At 41.4% G+C, this 16,459-nt stretch carries 19 protein-coding genes; 6 read left to right on the top strand and 13 right to left on the bottom strand.

The features are described 5' to 3' along the window. Positions 1-2 precede the first annotated feature (2 nt). The 3 genes from IV514_RS10680 to IV514_RS10670 are packed head-to-tail and all read left to right on the top strand — an operon-like array spanning position 3 to position 3,141. A complete protein-coding gene (locus IV514_RS10680) occupies positions 3-752 on the top strand; it encodes a 2,3,4,5-tetrahydropyridine-2,6-dicarboxylate N-succinyltransferase (protein WP_206485201.1) in 750 nt (249 codons plus the stop codon). A gap of 12 nt (positions 753-764) precedes the next feature. Then, complete coding sequence (locus tag IV514_RS10675) at positions 765-1,997, top strand: PLP-dependent decarboxylase (RefSeq protein ID WP_206485200.1); 1,233 nt, start codon at positions 765-767, stop codon at positions 1,995-1,997. A gap of 16 nt (positions 1,998-2,013) precedes the next feature. Continuing rightward, positions 2,014-3,141 (top strand): succinylglutamate desuccinylase/aspartoacylase family protein, encoded by a 1,128-nt coding sequence (locus tag IV514_RS10670; protein WP_206485199.1) that lies wholly within the window; start codon positions 2,014-2,016, stop codon positions 3,139-3,141. An 84-nt stretch (positions 3,142-3,225) separates the two neighbouring features. Here IV514_RS10670 and yjgA read toward each other — a convergent pair whose 3' ends face one another. Further along, positions 3,226-3,744 (bottom strand): ribosome biogenesis factor YjgA, encoded by a 519-nt coding sequence (yjgA, locus tag IV514_RS10665; RefSeq protein ID WP_206485198.1) that lies wholly within the window; start codon positions 3,742-3,744, stop codon positions 3,226-3,228. Between the two features lie 92 nt (positions 3,745-3,836). Between yjgA and pmbA the strand changes: the two genes are divergently transcribed. Next, positions 3,837-5,180, top strand: coding sequence for a metalloprotease PmbA (gene pmbA / locus IV514_RS10660; protein ID WP_241242284.1), 1,344 nt, complete (start codon positions 3,837-3,839; stop codon positions 5,178-5,180). Between the two features lie 5 nt (positions 5,181-5,185). Here pmbA and mgtE read toward each other — a convergent pair whose 3' ends face one another. From mgtE to IV514_RS10600, 12 genes are all read right to left on the bottom strand, one after another. Continuing rightward, entirely contained in the window at positions 5,186-6,544 is a 1,359-nt protein-coding gene (gene mgtE / locus IV514_RS10655; RefSeq protein ID WP_206485197.1) for a magnesium transporter, read from the bottom strand. Positions 6,545-6,746: 202 nt separating this feature from the next. Continuing rightward, complete coding sequence (locus tag IV514_RS10650) at positions 6,747-7,025, bottom strand: HPr family phosphocarrier protein (protein ID WP_206485196.1); 279 nt, start codon at positions 7,023-7,025, stop codon at positions 6,747-6,749. Positions 7,026-7,044: 19 nt separating this feature from the next. After that, positions 7,045-7,899 carry an RNase adapter RapZ gene (gene rapZ, locus IV514_RS10645; protein WP_206485195.1) on the bottom strand — a complete coding sequence of 285 codons (855 nt, stop codon included), beginning with the start codon at positions 7,897-7,899 and terminating at the stop codon, positions 7,045-7,047. 36 nt (positions 7,900-7,935) lie between these two features. After that, entirely contained in the window at positions 7,936-8,388 is a 453-nt protein-coding gene (gene ptsN, locus IV514_RS10640) for a PTS IIA-like nitrogen regulatory protein PtsN (protein WP_206485194.1), read from the bottom strand. 29 nt (positions 8,389-8,417) lie between these two features. Then, the gene (gene hpf / locus IV514_RS10635; protein WP_206485193.1) at positions 8,418-8,705 is read right to left on the bottom strand and encodes a ribosome hibernation promoting factor; all 288 of its coding nucleotides are present in this window, start codon (positions 8,703-8,705) and stop codon (positions 8,418-8,420) included. Positions 8,706-8,728: 23 nt separating this feature from the next. Next, the gene (locus IV514_RS10630; RefSeq protein ID WP_206485192.1) at positions 8,729-10,231 is read right to left on the bottom strand and encodes an RNA polymerase factor sigma-54; all 1,503 of its coding nucleotides are present in this window, start codon (positions 10,229-10,231) and stop codon (positions 8,729-8,731) included. 58 nt (positions 10,232-10,289) lie between these two features. Further along, the gene (gene lptB / locus IV514_RS10625; protein ID WP_206485191.1) at positions 10,290-11,021 is read right to left on the bottom strand and encodes an LPS export ABC transporter ATP-binding protein; all 732 of its coding nucleotides are present in this window, start codon (positions 11,019-11,021) and stop codon (positions 10,290-10,292) included. Further along, on the bottom strand, positions 11,021-11,542 hold the full coding sequence (lptA, locus tag IV514_RS10620) for a lipopolysaccharide transport periplasmic protein LptA (RefSeq protein WP_206485190.1): 522 nt from the start codon (positions 11,540-11,542) through the stop codon (positions 11,021-11,023). The genes lptB and lptA overlap by 1 nt, the downstream gene beginning before the upstream one ends. Continuing rightward, positions 11,508-12,074: an LPS export ABC transporter periplasmic protein LptC gene (gene lptC / locus IV514_RS10615; RefSeq protein ID WP_206485189.1), complete on the bottom strand. Its 567-nt coding sequence runs from the start codon at positions 12,072-12,074 to the stop codon at positions 11,508-11,510. Before lptC ends, lptA begins: the two co-directional genes overlap by 35 nt. After that, positions 12,071-12,619, bottom strand: coding sequence for a 3-deoxy-manno-octulosonate-8-phosphatase KdsC (gene kdsC, locus IV514_RS10610; RefSeq protein WP_206485324.1), 549 nt, complete (start codon positions 12,617-12,619; stop codon positions 12,071-12,073). The genes lptC and kdsC overlap by 4 nt, the downstream gene beginning before the upstream one ends. After that, the gene (locus IV514_RS10605; RefSeq protein WP_206485188.1) at positions 12,619-13,584 is read right to left on the bottom strand and encodes a KpsF/GutQ family sugar-phosphate isomerase; all 966 of its coding nucleotides are present in this window, start codon (positions 13,582-13,584) and stop codon (positions 12,619-12,621) included. The genes kdsC and IV514_RS10605 overlap by 1 nt, the downstream gene beginning before the upstream one ends. 7 nt (positions 13,585-13,591) lie before the next feature. Then, positions 13,592-14,575: a calcium/sodium antiporter gene (locus tag IV514_RS10600; RefSeq protein ID WP_206485187.1), complete on the bottom strand. Its 984-nt coding sequence runs from the start codon at positions 14,573-14,575 to the stop codon at positions 13,592-13,594. A gap of 280 nt (positions 14,576-14,855) precedes the next feature. On the opposite strand from IV514_RS10600, the gene mlaF reads away from it, so the two are divergent. Then, positions 14,856-15,659 carry a phospholipid ABC transporter ATP-binding protein MlaF gene (mlaF, locus tag IV514_RS10595; RefSeq protein ID WP_206485186.1) on the top strand — a complete coding sequence of 268 codons (804 nt, stop codon included), beginning with the start codon at positions 14,856-14,858 and terminating at the stop codon, positions 15,657-15,659. Next, on the top strand, positions 15,659-16,438 hold the full coding sequence (mlaE, locus tag IV514_RS10590; RefSeq protein ID WP_206485323.1) for a lipid asymmetry maintenance ABC transporter permease subunit MlaE: 780 nt from the start codon (positions 15,659-15,661) through the stop codon (positions 16,436-16,438). Before mlaF ends, mlaE begins: the two co-directional genes overlap by 1 nt. Positions 16,439-16,459: the final 21 nt, after the last annotated feature.

Raw genomic sequence — 16,459 nt, 5'->3', positions numbered from 1 at the left:
TAATGAATTGGCAAGAAACATTAGCACAATTAGAAGCAGGTACTGTGCGTGCAGCAAATCAAGATGAGCAAGGTAACTGGCATGCCAATGTTGCTGTAAAAGAAGCAATTCTTGCGGCGTTTAAAGCGGGCGAAAACGTTGCTTTTGATAGTAACTATCAAGGGTTTGTCGATAAGCATAACTTACCTGCTCGCCAGTTTAGTGTTACAGATGGTGTACGATTGGTCCCTGGTGGTTCATCGGTTCGAAGCGGAGCTTATGTTGCACCTGGGGTGATTATCATGCCACCGGCATATATTAATGTCGGGGCATTTGTTGATAGTGGCACTATGGTTGATAGCCATGCGTTAATCGGCTCATGTGCACAAGTTGGCAAAAACGTTCATGTGTCGGCTGCGGTACAAATTGGCGGAGTGTTAGAACCGATAGGGGCTAGCCCGGTGATTATTGAAGACGATGCGTTTCTCAGTGCCGGCGTGGTTATTGTCGAAGGTATTGTGGTGAAAAAGGGGGCAGTGTTAGCGCCAGGGGTTTCATTATCTGCTTCTGTGCCTGTTTATGACTGTGTCAATCAAGTGATGCTTGAAAAAGGTGCGGATATTCCTGAGCGTGCTGTTGTTGTGCCGGGAACTCGACCAATCAAAGGTGAGTGGGCAAGTTCACACGGATTGAATATGGCATGTGCGCTGATCGTGAAATATCGCGATGAAAAAAGTGATGCCTCACTAGAACTTGAATCTGTCTTACGTTAATAGGTTGCTACTATGGCTAATCATCCTCAATGGCTATCGCCCGCTATTAGTGCTGAATTGCAACAACAAGTGCTTGAATCAAAAACGTTAGACGTTGCTAATGGCTGTTTTGTATATGATCTGGAACAGCTCCAAGCTCACTTAGCAAGTTTACAACAGCAAGATGTGATCAAGCTGTGGTTTGCGGTGAAAGCGAATCCCTTATCACGTGTGATTCAAACACTGGATAGTGCAGGCTTTAATTTTGATGTCGCCAGCAGTGGCGAACTTGCTCAGGTGCTGCAACAAGGCATTGCACCTGAGCGTATACTCAATACAGGACCTGCAAAGTCCAAACAACAGATCCATGCCTTTATTAAGCAAGGCGTTAGGGTTTTTGTTGCAGAAAGCTTAAATCAACTGCAATGGCTCAATGAGGCGTCACAGGCTGAAAATGTGACCCCTCAAGTCTTGTTACGTGTGCAATTGCAGTGGCCTGAAGGTGAAAAAAATCCCCTTGGTGGCAATGCACTAACCCCTTTTGGATTATCGGTGGCAGAGTGGCAAGGTATCAAGGTGACTGACTTCCCAAGTGTGGATATCTGCGGTTTACATATTTTCCAATGGGGCAATATGCTCAGTAATCAGAAGATGTACCAATTGTGGCAACAAATGGTCCCGCCTTTGTGTCAGTTAGCAAATGATATTGGTATGACACTGAAAATACTCGACTTAGGTGGTGGTTTAGGTATTGATTACTTACAGCAAGGTGTTGGTTTGTCCTGGCAGCAAATTATAACGGATCTGGCCAAAATCAAGCAGCAAGCCGGTGTTGATGAGCTTTGGTTAGAGCTTGGACGATTTGCGGTGGCACATTGTGGTTATTATCTCAGCCCTGTGGTAGATAAAAAAATGAATTATCAGCAGGCGCAGTTAGTACTTGCTGGCGGTATTAACCACTTATTACGGCCCGCTATTACTGATCAGCCTTTTCCTGTTGCCTTATTGCGCACATCACAATCTGAGTCAAAACAATATGATGTACATGGACCATTATGTACCAGTATGGATAAATTAGGCCAATTCTCTCTACCGGAAGATGTTTCGGTTGATGATGTTTTAGTATTTGGGCTATGCGGAGCGTATGGATTTACTGAAAGTATGCCGTTTTTTCTTTGTCACGAAATTGCCAGTGAGTGGGTTTGGCATTCAGGCAAGTTAACAGAGATTCGCACAGCTGAGTCAGCTAACTGGTATTTACGTTAAGTAGTTAGGTATAACAATGACAGAATTTACAAAAGAAGTGATGCATGTAGGGGAAATGGCCAGCGGTGCGGCATTAACTGTACCTGTTTATCGTTTTAAAGGAAGGGCAGGTGCGCCAAGTGTGTATATTCAAGCGAATATGCATGGTGCAGAAGTGCAGGGTAATGCGGTTATTTTTCAGTTGCTCGAATTACTGCGTGATTTAAAGGTAAACGGTGATATTACCTTAGTACCGTATGCTAATCCTGTGGGCTGTAATCATAAAAATGGTGAATATACCTTAGGGCGTTTTGATCCTATTACCGGGGTTAACTGGAACCGGATGTATCATTTTGATGAGTCGATCATAAAACCATTTGTGCAACAATGCATTGGTAAAGATAACGCTACCATAGAGCGTGACTTTAAAGCCTTGATGCTTGAGACAATAAATCAAAAGCTTGATCATAATATTTATGGTTTGACCACGGGGCAGCGCATTGCTTATCAACTTCAACAGTTGGCTCATCAAGCCGATTTTGTTTTAGATTTACATACAGGGCCTATCTCAAGTAAGCACTTGTATTGCCCAGAATATGCCCAAGAAAGCGCACAGTATTTCGATATTCCTCATACGTTACTAATCCCTAATGTCTTTGATGGAGCGCTGGATGAAGCTACCTTTTGTCCCTGGTGGAAACTGCAGCAAGCTTTTGCTGAATTAGGCATTGAGTTTTCGATTGATGCGAATGGGATAAATAAAGAAAGCTTTACGGTTGAGTTAGGCTCACAGGAACAAATTGATCTGGATGTAGCATTAACGGATGCCAAAAGTATTTTATGTTATTTGCAGCATAAAGGGGTAATAGATAGTACTGAGTTTGTCCCACAAGAAATGACCCGTTATGGCTGTTATTTAAAAGATTACAAGGCTTATTATTCGCCGATGGGAGGCATGGTGGATTATCTTGCTGAATTTGGTCAACCGCTAGCCGCAGGACAGCCATTGGCGCGTATTTTGCGCATGGATAATTACGGAGATGGTGATCCGTTACATTATTTATCATTGGATCAAGATGTGATCCCTATTCTTCACTTTGCATCAGCGAGTGTGAATCAGGGGACTGAGCTTTATAAAGTGTTTGCTAAGTATTTTATTTTATAGCTAACACTTCGCTTTTGAGAGTTAAATATAATACGCCAAGCATGTAACATGCTTGGCGTATTATTGATGTATTACTTCGTTAGTCTATACAGCGACATGCTGCTTTAGGTAATTGAGTAGCTCTTGATGGCCTTTGGCTATCTTTTCAGCTTTCTTCTCTTTATTGGCATTTCGAATAAGTTGGCGCAACTTTTGACGTTCCATGGTGTCATTGTCAGAAAGCACGCTTTCAATAAAGTCATTGTCTTGGCTGAGTAAATCTTCACGTAACTGTTCAAGTTGTTGATGTCTAATAGAGTCTTGTTGATGCTTGTTCGCCATGATATCAAGTGCCTTATGAATAGGCTCAAGATCATTTTCTGTTAATACTTTCGCCATATATCTGACGTGACGACGCAAAGCTTCAGGCTTGTTTTTGATCTTATCGGCTAAGGCTAGGGATTCTAATAATCCGTCGCTAAAGGGGACTTTGCTGCGTTGATGCTTACTGAGTTTCACCAACTTAAGGGCAAAATCTTGCATAGCGTGCATTTCACGCTTTAAGTCTGTTTTACTTTTATATTCTTCATCGAATTCATCGATATCGTGTTCAGACTGGGGCATAATAATAACAATTGATAAATTTACGTTGTAATAAGCATTATACATCAATCGGTGTCAGAGGCTCTAGCAACAAATATGAGATATTCGTTTAAATGACAGATTCAATTAGTATTCCCAAACAAATGGAACAAGTAGAAAGCCGAGTTGCCGAGGTATTATCGCTAGCAAAATCACTGGGTGCAGATGGCGCTGAAGTGTCAATGAGTAAGCAACAAGGGTTGAGTGTTAGTACTCGTTTAGGTGAAGTGGAAACGGTTGAATTTACCAATGATGGTGCATTGGGTATTACTGTGTACCAACAAGGTCGAAAGGGTAGCGCTTCGACTGCTGATTTATCTGATGGTGCATTAAAACAAGCGGTACAAGCCGCGGTCAATATTGCAAAATACACATCAGTAGATGAATTTTCTGGTTTAGCAGATAAAGAACTGTTGTCGATGTCACCCATCGATCTCGACTTATATCATCCTAAAGAATTGTCAACTGACGAAGCGATTGCGATTGCTAAAACATGTGAAAATGCCGCGTTATCCAGTGATCAACGTATCACTAATTCTGATGGCGCGACATTAGCATGCTTTGAAGGCTTTAAGGTGTACGGAAATAGTCATGGTCAATTAGTTGGTTATCCAAGTTCTCGTCACTCGTTAAGCTGTGTTGCGATAGCGAGTGAGGGTGAAGATATGCAGCGTGATTATGATTATACAATTAATCGCGATTTTGCTTTACTAGCACAAGCAGAAAAAGTCGGTATTAATGCAGCGAATGAGGCGCTTTCAAGGCTGCATGCTAGAAAATTACCAACGGGGAAAGTACCCGTCATGTTTCGCGCAGATATTGCGAATACCTTTTTTGGTCATTTTATTGCGGCGATTAGTGGAGGCAATTTATATCGACAATCGTCGTTCTTACTTGATGCCTTAGGGCAGCCTATTTTTCCTGAATTTTTAACGATTAAGGAACGCCCGCACATTAAAAAAGCGTTAGCCAGCAGTGCGTTTGATAGTGAAGGTGTTGCTACCGTTGATCGGGACATTGTCAAAGACGGTGTATTGGAAAGCTTTTTATTAACCAGTTACTCTGCGAGAAAACTTGGCATGCAAACTACTGGTCATGCTGGCGGTATTCATAATTGGCAAGTATCATCGACTGGAGGTGACTTTAATCAAATGCTTAAACAGCTAGGTACGGGATTATTAGTTACTGAATTAATGGGGCAAGGGGTGAATGTTGTCAACGGCGATTACTCACGCGGTGCGGCAGGCTTTTGGGTGGAAAATGGTGAAATAGCCTATCCTGTGTCTGAAGTGACCATTGCGGGTAATTTAGCCAACATGTTTAAGCAGATTGTCGCCGTTGGTAATGATATTGACATGAAAGGCAGTATCCGCACTGGCTCACTCTTGCTAGATGAAATGCAAGTGGCGGGTAATTAAGCAGACTAGCCCAGCAGAAGTGTGGCGGTACCAAGGAAAGCAAAAATACCGACAACATCAGTGATGGTTGTTAACACCACGCTTCCTGCTAATGCGGGATCTATGTCTAGCTTTTTCAATACAAGAGGAATACTAACGCCTGCAATCCCTGCCGCGGTTAAATTCATTAACATCGCAAACGCAATCACTCCACCTAGCATAATATCTTGTTTCCAGACTGTAACCACAGTGGCAATTAAAAGCGCCCAAATAACGCCGTTAAGAAAGCCTACGGCAAGCTCTTTATAAAGTAAGATTTTTGCGTTACTTTCACCGACATGACCGAGAGCCATACCACGGATCACCAGTGTTAATGTTTGGTTACCGGCGACCCCACCCATACTGGGTACTAAGGTATTTAAAATAGCCAAAATGGCTAGTTGACCGAGAATGTCTTCAAACATGCTGGATACGGCAACCGCCAATAATGCGGTGATAAGATTGATACCCAACCAGATGGAACGTTGTTGTGTACTTTTAAGAATTGGCGCAAAAGTATCGGCTTCGTCATCTAAACCCGCCATACTCATCATTGAGTGTTCAGCTTCTTCACGAATAATATCGATGACATCATCAATGGTGATACGGCCTAATAAGCGATTTTCTTTATCTATTACTGGCGCTGATACCCAGTCGTAACGCTCAAAGAGCTGAGCAACTTCTGTTTCTGGCATATCGGCATCAACAGCCGTGATTTCTTCATCTATCAGGTTCGAGACAATTTCTTCAGGTTTGCTGGTGATAATGGCGGTGAGCGACACGGCACCAATAAAAATATCATTGCGATCAACCACATAGAATGAATCGGTTGCTTCGGGTAAATCTTTTTTCAACCTGAGGTAGCGTAATACCACATCAACCGTGACATCAGGGCGAATGGTGATGGTATCGGTATTCATGATACCGCCAGCGGTATCTTCTTCAAAAGATAACGCGGCTTCTACTCGACTCCGGTCTTGGGAGTCCATCGAATTAAGTACTTCACGATAGACGCTGTCTGGTAATGTACGAAATACTTCAGCTAAATCATCAACATCCATGCCCTCAGCAACAGCGGCTAATTTTTCTGGACGTATATTTTTCAGTATACTTTTACGAACTTCTTCATTGAGTTCTTCAAGTACTTCACCATGATGGTCATGATCAATTAATTGCCATAGCACAGTACGGCTTTTGGTGGGGGACGATTCTAAAAGCAGCGCTAAATCGTAAGCCGTCATGTTCTGCAATAATTTGCGAACATAGACGAACATACCACTGCCAAGTGCTTCATTGACTTGTTGTAATCGTTGTTGGCTGTATTCTTGCTCTGAACTTTCCGGCATATAGCTGTCCCGTGCCGTTATAAAACGAAATTAGAAATAACTGAAAATACTGAGACGAAATTACGAAAAAGTTAAATAATTATTAAATTTATTAGCTGCCCAGTAGCAATTAGTTTATCTCAACTTACTGGTTTTATCAGCTTTTTTTTCTGGCTTTAACAAAAAATAACGTACGAAAAGTGATGGCTAAAATGAAGAAAGCTTATTCTTCTTCATCAAATTTATCGGTAAATAATTGACAAACATCCGCCAGCGCTTGCTCTGCATCTTGACCATCGGTAATGATGGTAACGGTTTTTCCTTGACCACCGGCGAGCAACATTAATCCCATAATACTGGTGGCATCTGCTTGTTTACCATCAAGTTCAATGGTAACTGTTGCATCAAATTTTTGGCTTAACTGGGCAAGCTTAGTGGCGGCTCTTGCGTGTAAACCAAGCTTGTTTGAAATGACTAATGAGCGTTTTTGTTGCGTTGACATCGATATATCCAAAAGTGAGTTAGGTGGCTTTTACTTGCAAATCACGATGCCTAGCCTGTACATCACTACGCTCTTTTCTGAAGCTTTCCGCTAATAATTCAGCAATATACACTGACCGATGTTTACCGCCAGTACAGCCTATGGCAATGGTGATGTAGCTGCGGTTATTACGCTCTAAATGAGGTAACCAAGTCATCATAAAACTATTAATTTGCCAGACAAACTTAGTGACAATCGGCTGACTTGCTAAAAAGTCTTGTACTGGTTTATCAAGGCCGGTGAATGGTTTGAGATCCTTTTCCCAGAATGGATTAGGCAGAAAACGGGCATCAAACACAAAGTCAGCATCTTTGGGCATGCCATGCTTGTAACCAAAAGATTCAAATACCACCACCATGTTGCCAGTCGTTTTGCCAAGCACACGTTCACGGATCAAGTCAGCTAACTGGTGTGGCGTTAGTTGACTGGTATTAATGTATAAATTGGCTCGGCTGGAAATAGGCTCTAATAATTTTTTCTCTAATGAAATCGCCTGATCTAAAGCTATATTTTGTTTAATCAATGGATGTAGGCGACGAGTTTCACTAAAACGACGAATTAAATCACTGTCATCAGCATCTAAATAGACAATGCTCATTTCTACCGCACTGGGTAAGTAATCTAAAATTTCTGAAATGTCAGTGGGTTCGTCAGGTAAATTACGAACGTCTAAGCTAACGGCAACCGTTTCGTAGTCATTGATCACTGTATGGGTCAGCGCAGGTAATAAATTAACGGGAATATTATCGACACAATAATAGCCGAGATCTTCAAGCACTCTTAATGCTACGGTTTTTCCTGAGCCTGAACGACCACTGACGATGGTAAGCTTCATTATGATAAGTGATCCTTGTGCGTGATTAAGCAGGCGTTAATGGGCATGCTTAAGTAGTTGAAAAAGTTCGCTATCTGATTGACACTTTCTCACTTGTTTGCAGGTTTGTTTGTTTGACAACACTTGCGCAATACTTTGTAAGGTCGATAAATGCTGCTGACATTGTGCTTCAGGGACAAATAAAGCAACAAATATATCAACAGGACGGTTATCGATGGCATCAAATTCAATCGGCTCAGCTGAGGTCGCTACGACAATAATGACTTGCTCACTTTTGTTTAACCGACCATGAGGGATAGCGATACCATTGCCAATACCGGTTGAACCAACTTTTTCTCTGTCCATTAAGCTCTCAAGCAGCTCATAGGTTTGATAGTCGCTCGTCAGCTCAGCAGCTTTTTCACAAAGCATTTCTAATATTTTCTTTTTACTAGTAGCAGAAACTGCACACAAGGTGCAGTTCTGAGTAATTATATCTGGTAAATTCATAATACTTGTTGGTATTTGATAAAAGAGGATTAATGCTTATTAAGCTTACCCTTGTATTTCAATACTTGTTTATCAAGTTTTGACACTAATAAGTCGATCGAAACATACATATCGGCATTTTCTGCTTTGGCATGAATTTCATTACCATTCATATGGACCGTTGCTTCGGCAATTTGATTCAATTTTTCTACTGTGAGTACGACATGCACGTTATTAATGTGATCAAAATGTCGTTCTAGCTTTGCAAACTTGGTGTGAACAGATTCGCGTAATGAGTCGGTAATTTCTACGTGGTGACCGGCAAGATTAATTTGCATAAGCGGAAATCCTTATTGTTAAGTTAAAGTAAACTTTTACGTTGATTTGACGGTGGAATCGATAATGATTCACGATATTTGGCTATCGTCCGACGAGCAACGTTGATGCCTTGCTCAGCGAGTAATTCAGCCATTTTACTATCACTTAATGGCTTAGCTGGCGTTTCAGCTGCGACAAGCTTTTTAATTAAAGCGCGTATCGCAGTAGATGAACATTCTCCACCATTTTCAGTACTGACATGGCTAGAGAAAAAATATTTCAATTCGAAAATACCTCGCGGGGTATGCATGTATTTTTGCGTGGTCACACGAGAAATTGTAGATTCGTGCATATCTACCGCTTCGGCAATATCATTGAGTACCATGGGCCGCATAGCTTCAGGGCCATGTTCAAAAAAGCCCTGTTGACGTTGCAAAATACAATTTGATACTTTTAATAGCGTTTCGTTTCTGCTTTCTAAGCTTTTAATAAACCATTTTGCTTCTTGTAGATTAGAACGAATAAATTGGCTATCGCTTGAAGACTTCATTGAACGCGCCATCGAAGCGTATTGTTGGTTTACTGAAAGTCGAGGTGCTGTATCTGGATTTAATTCCACCACCCAACGACCATTTTTCTTTTCAACGGAAACATCGGGGATGACATATTGCTCTTCACTTTTGATGACACTATCACCAGGGCGAGGATCAAGAGATTGAATTAATCTGATAACTTCTCGTAATTGATCTTCTTTTAAACGTGTTTTACGCATAATCTGGCGATAATCACGGTTTCCGAGTAGGTCGATATGTTCGGTAATGACCTGTTTCGTTTCTGCTAACCAAGGCGTTTCTTTATCAAATTGATTTAATTGGATCAACAGACATTCTGAAATTGAGCGAGCCCCAACACCGACAGGATCAAACATATTAATGCGCTTTAACACCGCCTCAACTTCATCTAACTCGACATCTTCTAAGCCAAGTGACTCTAGGATCTCTTCTGTGGTCACCCGTAAGTAACCAGCGTCATCAATTGCATCGATAATCGCTGTGGCAATCGCTAAATCTGTTTCACTAAATGGGGTTAAGCCCATTTGCCAACGCAGGTGATCTTGAATGGAATCGGTTGTTTCGCCTTGGTAAGTATAATCTTCAGAAGCAACGCCAATCCCTGTGTTCGATACACCAGCACTAAAGGACTCATCCCATGTGGTATCGATATTAAGATCTTCAGGAATATCCGATTTACTCATTGCTTCGGTGGTGCTGATTTCGTCTGCCGTTGGGCTAGAATCTTCACTGCCATCACTGGTATTGTTCTGTTCCGTGCTATTGGCAGAAAATGCTTCTTCTAAGTTATCAGGCTGAGATTCTTGGTTGTTAGGTGTTGATTCATCGACTTCGAGTAATGGGTTACTTTCTAACGCCTCTTGGATCTCTTGTTGAAGATCTAAGGTGGATAGCTGCAACAGCTTGATTGCTTGTTGCAATTGCGGCGTCATGGTAAGTTGTTGTCCAATTCGGAGCTGCAGACTAGGGCGCATTAATGAATTATTTTCCTGTTAATTATTATCATTTACTTTAATCAAAAGCATACCATAACTATAGCGTGAATTGCTCACCAAGGTATACATCTCTTACTTGTTGATTCGCAAGAATTTGATCCGCATCACCTTCGGCAATAAGTTCACCGTGGCTAACAATATATGCATGCTCACAAACATCTAATGTTTCTCGTACATTATGGTCGGTGATTAATATCCCGATGCCTCGTTGTTTTAAGTGTAGGATAATTTTTTTTATATCTCCTACTGAAATCGGGTCAACACCTGCAAATGGTTCATCTAATAGAATAAATTTAGGTTCTGCAGCCAGTGCTCTTGCTATTTCTACACGGCGTCTTTCGCCACCGGAAAGGCTCATCCCTAAGTTTTCAGTAATATGACCAATATTAAATTCTTCAACTAAGTGCTCAAGTTTTTCTTCTCGTTCAATGTCGTTGAGGTCTTTTCGGGTTTGTAAAATCGCCATAATATTTTCATAAACCGTGAGTTTACGAAAAATGGATGCTTCTTGTGGTAAGTAACCTATACCTTTACGTGCACGTTCGTGCATCGGCAACAAGGTGATATCTTCGTCATTTAAAATGATGCTACCGCTATCGTTACTGACTAGACCAACAATCATATAAAATGAGGTTGTCTTGCCTGCACCGTTTGGCCCAAGCAACCCAACGATCTGCCCTTCTTGGACTTTCATGCCGACATTTTTAACGACTTTTCTGCCTTTGTAGGCTTTAGCAAGATTTTTGGCAATAAGGGTGGCACTGTTCATTATTTTTTCTTTTCTAATGCGTTAGGTTGTAATACGGTTTTCACCCGCTCTTTATTGTCGCCATTGGCTAAAACTTGTTCTGTCAGAAAGTTATAGGTGATCACGCTACTGCTAACTTTACTACCTTCTTGGCGTAGTTCGGCATTGCCAGAAATAATCACGGTACTTTTAGCTGGCTCGTACTTGATTTCGTTAGCTTGAAGAAAAATGGGCGTGCCATCTTCAAGTGTTTGAGTAAATGTTGCCGGCTGTCCTTTAGCAATATAGGTTTTATTGTTGGTGTCCGTATCGGTTAATACTTGTACCAGATCTGCTTTAATGGTGAGCGAACCTTGAGAGATGACAACATTATCAATATAACTAAAAATTTTATTTTTTAAGTCAGCGGCTTGCCTGCTTGCATCAATGTTGATTTCTTGCTTGAGATCGAATTCGGCAGCATGAGCATATCCAAGTAACGATAGGAAAATAGCGAAGCTTAGGACACTACTCTTGAATTTGTTGATATATGGTTTTTTCATGGTTTGTTAGGGTTACTTGTTTGGTATTTAAGTCAACGATTAGTCCAGAGCCTAGCATTGAAAAATCTTTACCTCTGATCTCAATTTTTTCAACTGAACTAATAATATTAGTTTTTAAATCTAATTCTAAATGTTTACCATTAATTTCTTGAATTAAGCTTTTGTCATCTAATGAGATCAAGCTAACACGGTTTGCTAATTTTACCCTATTATTATTGTAAAGTGTGCCTTCATTAGCACTTATTTTCCATGGTGATTCGCTATCTTTTGGGTATAAGGTATATTTAGGAAACTCAAAGTGTGTGACTGCTAATTCGGCGTAATGTTCCATCCGATCGGCATTTATCTGGTAACTTAGCTGTCCATTGGCTTTAAATATTTCACTGTTCAGTGCTTCAGCAATAAAGTCAGGGTTGACTTGCTGATCAATAAAATGCTCATCTTCTACATTTGCTTGACGCCACTCAATAAAGGCATAAGTGATCACTGAGATTATAAAAAAGGCTAAGGTGAGCGCATTCGTTTTACTCATACACTGGCGCCTGATGCAAATTGTAGGGTGTTTTGACTTTGCATGATGAGATCACATACTTCGCGCACAGCACCGAAGCCACCGCGAGTTTGGGTGGTATAGTCGGCAAGTGATAATATTGCTGGGTGGGCATCACTGACAGCAATGCTGAAACCAATATGATTCATGCATTCAAAATCCGGCATATCATCACCGATATAGGCGACCTGCTCTTTGGTTAAGTTTAGTTGCTCTATCATAGCGGTTAGCGCTGGCAGTTTATTTTCTTCCCCCTGAACAATATGTTTAACATTAAGTGCGGTCATACGGTTTTGGACGATATTAGATTGTCTGCCGGTGATCACGGCAACATCAACGCCACTGGCGCCTAATGCTTTAATGCCATAACCATCTTTAGTATGAAAGGCTTTTAACTCTTCACCGTCATTACCTAAATATATGCGGCCATCAGAAAATACACCATCAATGTCACAGACGAATAGCTTAATTTTTTTTGCTTTCGCTAGAATTGTTTCACTCACTTCACCGTACAGAGTGTTAACCATCATAAGACTCCTGACTTGAGTAAATCATGCATGTTCATTGCGCCAATCGGTTGATTGTTATCATCGATGATGATCAAGCCGTTAATTTTTTTATCTTCCATAATTTTTAATGCCTGAGCGGCAAGCATTTCTTGATTGGCAACGGTCGGGTTTTTCGTCATCACTGATGCTATTTCATCTTGGTGAATATCAATTTTTTCATCGAGAATGCGACGTAAATCACCATCGGTAAATAAGCCCGATAGTTGTTGTTCGTTATTAATCACCGCCGTCATGCCCAGACCTTTGAGTGACATTTCCACCAACGCATCTTTAATTTTCGCTTGCTCATTGACAATTGGCAGGCGCTCTCCTTGATGCATAATATCTTGTAAACGCAATAGTAAGCGTTTGCCTAAGCTGCCGCCAGGATGAGATAGCGCAAAATCATCTGCGGTGAACTCTTTCGCATTTAACAAGGCAACAGCAATAGCATCACCCATCACTAAGGTTGCAGTGGTGCTTGAAGTCGGCGCAAGCCCTAATGGACAAGCTTCTTGTGATACTTTGATACAAACATGTGTATCTGCCAGCTTAGCTAAGGTTGAGCTTGGATTACTGCTCATGGCAATTAATTTTGCCCCGATGCGCTTTATCACAGGAATTATAGCCAGAACTTCACTGGTTTCCCCTGAATTGGAAATACTGAGCACAACATCATCTTGGGTGATCATGCCTAAGTCGCCATGACTGGCTTCACCTGGGTGTACGAAAAATGCAGGAGTGCCAGTACTGGCTAGTGTAGCGGCAATTTTACCACCGATGTGACCTGATTTTCCCATGCCGATAACAATGACACGGCCTTGACAGTTAAACATGAGTTGGCAAGCGAGCTCAAAGCCATCGTCAATATATTGCACAAGCTCAGCAATGGTTTGTTGCTCAATGTTGATCACTTGCGTGGCTAACTGTTTAAAATTTTTCATGGCGTGATTAATTCTTTAATTGACTAAATAATAGCAGTTGATAAGCGACAAAGGTAATGAGTAGTAGAATACCCTTGAAGCGGGTGATACGGAAATTACCAAAATGACGGCTAAAGCACAAAATAAACAACAGCAGTGTGACCCCTAACATATAAGGCGCATCACGTAATGAGGCATTGTTGTCTATTTCACCTGGGGCGATTAGGCCTGCCAACGATAGAACTGCCAGTATATTAAAAATGTTTGAGCCAATAATATTACCCAGGGCGAGATCGTCTTCTTTTTTGACTATGCTCATTAAACTGGCAGCAAGTTCGGGCAAACTAGTACCAATGGCAATCACTGTTAAGCCGATAACCAAATCACTAATCCCAAATGCTTTGGCAATAAAGACAGAGGCATCGACAAGATAATGAGCGCTTAACGGTAAAAGAATCATGCCGACTGTAAGCCATATTAGGGCGGTTGGTGTTTCTACGCCTTCAGGTATTTCTTGCTCTGCTTCAATGAGCATTGCATCGTCAAATGTATCTTCTTTAGAACGTTTGAGTGTGATGACTAAAAGAGTAATGATATAAGCAAAAAAACCAATAATCAGTATTAGCCCCTCAATAAAGCTGAAGTGATGATCAGACAGCATCCAGTAAGCTAATGCGGTGATGGCTAAAATGAGCGGTATTTCACGCTTTACGGTACTTGATGAGACAGAAAGCGGGTGAAGTATCGCAGTGATCCCTAGCACTAAAGCGATATTGGTAATATTTGAACCAATGGCATTACCAATAGCAGTGTTTGGATTATCATTTAAAGAGGCGGTGGCAGCTATCATCATTTCTGGCGCTGATGAACCCATTGCAACTATGGTTAAGCCGATAATCATTGGCGGAATACCAACATTTCTAGCCAGAGAAGAGGCGCCAAAAACAAACTTGTCAGCACTCCAAACTAAGGTCACTAATGAAATAAGTAAAATTATTATTTGAACAAGCATTAAACACTCCAGAATCTGAGGCTGAATTGTCGCTGGTTGCGAGTAAAAAAAAAAGGGCAAAAGAGTAAAATGTTCAAAAGAGTGGTATTTTTATGGCAAAAAATCAAGAAAACCTGCTGACATCAGCATAAAACCCCCTTGGAACTGAGAATACTCACATTTTTTTACATTTCACTCGGTAGGCTGATTACAATAAATTACGATTTTCGGATGAAGTCTAAGTATTGCTGAGGTAGAATTCACCGTCTATTAACAATTTCGATGGTTCAGTTGATTTTATATGTCAGAAACTCTGGTTGATATTCAAAATATGACGTTTAAACGGGAAGAGCGTGTTATCTATGATGACATCAGTTTAACCATCCCGAAAGGAAAAGTGACCGCGATCATGGGGCCTAGTGGTATAGGTAAAACAACCTTATTGCGCCTGATCGGTGGCCAGTTAAAACCTGAGTCTGGCAAGATATTGTTTGATGGCAAAAATATACCGACTTTGTCTCGCCAGGAGCTGTACTCAGTGCGTAAACGTATGAGTATGTTATTTCAAAGTGGCGCCTTGTTCACGGACATGTCGGTTTACGACAATATTGCATTTCCCATTCGCGAGCATACTAAATTATCAGAAACACTGATTGAAAAAATGGTGTTGATGAAGCTTGAAGCGGTAGGCCTTCGAGGGGCGCGCGAGTTAAAACCCAGTGAATTATCTGGCGGTATGGCAAGACGTGCCGCATTAGCACGAGCAATAGCGTTGGATCCTGAATTGATACTCTATGATGAACCTTTTGCTGGTCAAGATCCTATTTCTATGGGCGTTATTGTGCGCTTGATCAAAGCACTCAATGATGCTGCCGGTTTAACTTCTGTGGTGGTTTCTCATGATGTGGCTGAAGTGATGTCGATTGCAGATTACATTTATATCATTGCTGAGCAGAGAATTATTGGTCATGGCACGCCTGAGCAAATTACTCAACAACAGTCGCCTTTGGTGCAACAATTTGTTAAAGGTGAAGCTGATGGGCCGGTACCGTTTCATTATAAAGCAGCCGCTTATCAGGACGAATTACTAGGTAAATCAATATGATCATTGACTCACTTATTCGATTAGGGCGCAAAGTTATTGAACGCACTAGTGCATTGGGGCGTGCTATTTTAATGCTGGTGTCTGCGTTGTCACACATACCTAACCCGCGTAAAGGCACGCCATTGCTTATCGAGCAATTGTTTTCCGTTGGGGTATTATCGCTGATCATCATTATTGTCTCTGGTACTTTTATCGGTATGGTACTCGCCTTACAGGGTTATACCATTTTGGTCGGTTATGGTGCGGAAGCAAGTTTAGGTCCTATGGTCGCTTTGTCTTTATTGCGAGAACTCGGCCCTGTAGTTGCCGCGCTCCTTTTTGCTGGCCGTGCAGGCTCTGCATTGACTGCTGAAATTGGTTTGATGAAAGCGACGGAGCAGTTGTCTAGCTTGGAGATGATGGCGGTAGATCCTTTACGTCGTGTAATAGCGCCACGTTTTTGGGCTGGTTTTATTTCTCTACCTTTATTAGCGGCAATTTTTTCAGCCGTGGGAATATTAGGCGCTCATCTTGTTGGTGTCGATTGGCTTGGTGTCGATAGCGGTACTTTTTGGTCGGTAATGCAGTCGCAGGTTTCGTTTGAAAAAGACATATTAAATGGCATGATCAAAAGTGTGGTTTTTGCTTTTGTTGTGACTTGGATAGCGGTATATAAAGGTTACGATTGTGAGCCAACATCGGAAGGTATCAGTCGAGCAACGACTGCAACTGTGGTGCAATCGTCATTATTAGTATTAGGGTTAGATTTTATTTTAACAGCACTGATGTTCACTAAATAATAGAGTGAATTAGGTGTTTTT

The sequence above is a fragment of the Thalassotalea sp. G2M2-11 genome, assembly GCF_017168195.1.
GTDB lineage: Bacteria > Pseudomonadota > Gammaproteobacteria > Enterobacterales > Alteromonadaceae > Thalassotalea_E.
This window is presented reverse-complemented; position numbering and strand designations above follow the sequence as displayed.

What these genes read in the sequence shown, in the direction of transcription:
- mgtE (WP_206485197.1), bottom strand. Translation starts at nt 6,544, where the DNA reads ATGCCGGAAAGTTCAGAGCAAGAATACAGCCAACAACGATTACAACAA.
- IV514_RS10680 (WP_206485201.1), top strand. Translation starts at nt 3, where the DNA reads ATGAATTGGCAAGAAACATTAGCACAATTAGAAGCAGGTACTGTGCGT.
- rapZ (WP_206485195.1), bottom strand. Translation starts at nt 7,899, where the DNA reads ATGAAGCTTACCATCGTCAGTGGTCGTTCAGGCTCAGGAAAAACCGTA.
- IV514_RS10670 (WP_206485199.1), top strand. Translation starts at nt 2,014, where the DNA reads ATGACAGAATTTACAAAAGAAGTGATGCATGTAGGGGAAATGGCCAGC.
- lptC (WP_206485189.1), bottom strand. Translation starts at nt 12,074, where the DNA reads ATGAGTAAAACGAATGCGCTCACCTTAGCCTTTTTTATAATCTCAGTG.
- ptsN (WP_206485194.1), bottom strand. Translation starts at nt 8,388, where the DNA reads ATGAATTTACCAGATATAATTACTCAGAACTGCACCTTGTGTGCAGTT.
- kdsC (WP_206485324.1), bottom strand. Translation starts at nt 12,619, where the DNA reads ATGGTTAACACTCTGTACGGTGAAGTGAGTGAAACAATTCTAGCGAAA.
- hpf (WP_206485193.1), bottom strand. Translation starts at nt 8,705, where the DNA reads ATGCAAATTAATCTTGCCGGTCACCACGTAGAAATTACCGACTCATTA.
- lptA (WP_206485190.1), bottom strand. Translation starts at nt 11,542, where the DNA reads ATGAAAAAACCATATATCAACAAATTCAAGAGTAGTGTCCTAAGCTTC.
- pmbA (WP_241242284.1), top strand. Translation starts at nt 3,837, where the DNA reads ATGACAGATTCAATTAGTATTCCCAAACAAATGGAACAAGTAGAAAGC.
- IV514_RS10630 (WP_206485192.1), bottom strand. Translation starts at nt 10,231, where the DNA reads ATGCGCCCTAGTCTGCAGCTCCGAATTGGACAACAACTTACCATGACG.
- IV514_RS10675 (WP_206485200.1), top strand. Translation starts at nt 765, where the DNA reads ATGGCTAATCATCCTCAATGGCTATCGCCCGCTATTAGTGCTGAATTG.
- IV514_RS10650 (WP_206485196.1), bottom strand. Translation starts at nt 7,025, where the DNA reads ATGTCAACGCAACAAAAACGCTCATTAGTCATTTCAAACAAGCTTGGT.
- IV514_RS10605 (WP_206485188.1), bottom strand. Translation starts at nt 13,584, where the DNA reads ATGAAAAATTTTAAACAGTTAGCCACGCAAGTGATCAACATTGAGCAA.
- yjgA (WP_206485198.1), bottom strand. Translation starts at nt 3,744, where the DNA reads ATGCCCCAGTCTGAACACGATATCGATGAATTCGATGAAGAATATAAA.
- lptB (WP_206485191.1), bottom strand. Translation starts at nt 11,021, where the DNA reads ATGAACAGTGCCACCCTTATTGCCAAAAATCTTGCTAAAGCCTACAAA.
- IV514_RS10600 (WP_206485187.1), bottom strand. Translation starts at nt 14,575, where the DNA reads ATGCTTGTTCAAATAATAATTTTACTTATTTCATTAGTGACCTTAGTT.
- mlaF (WP_206485186.1), top strand. Translation starts at nt 14,856, where the DNA reads ATGTCAGAAACTCTGGTTGATATTCAAAATATGACGTTTAAACGGGAA.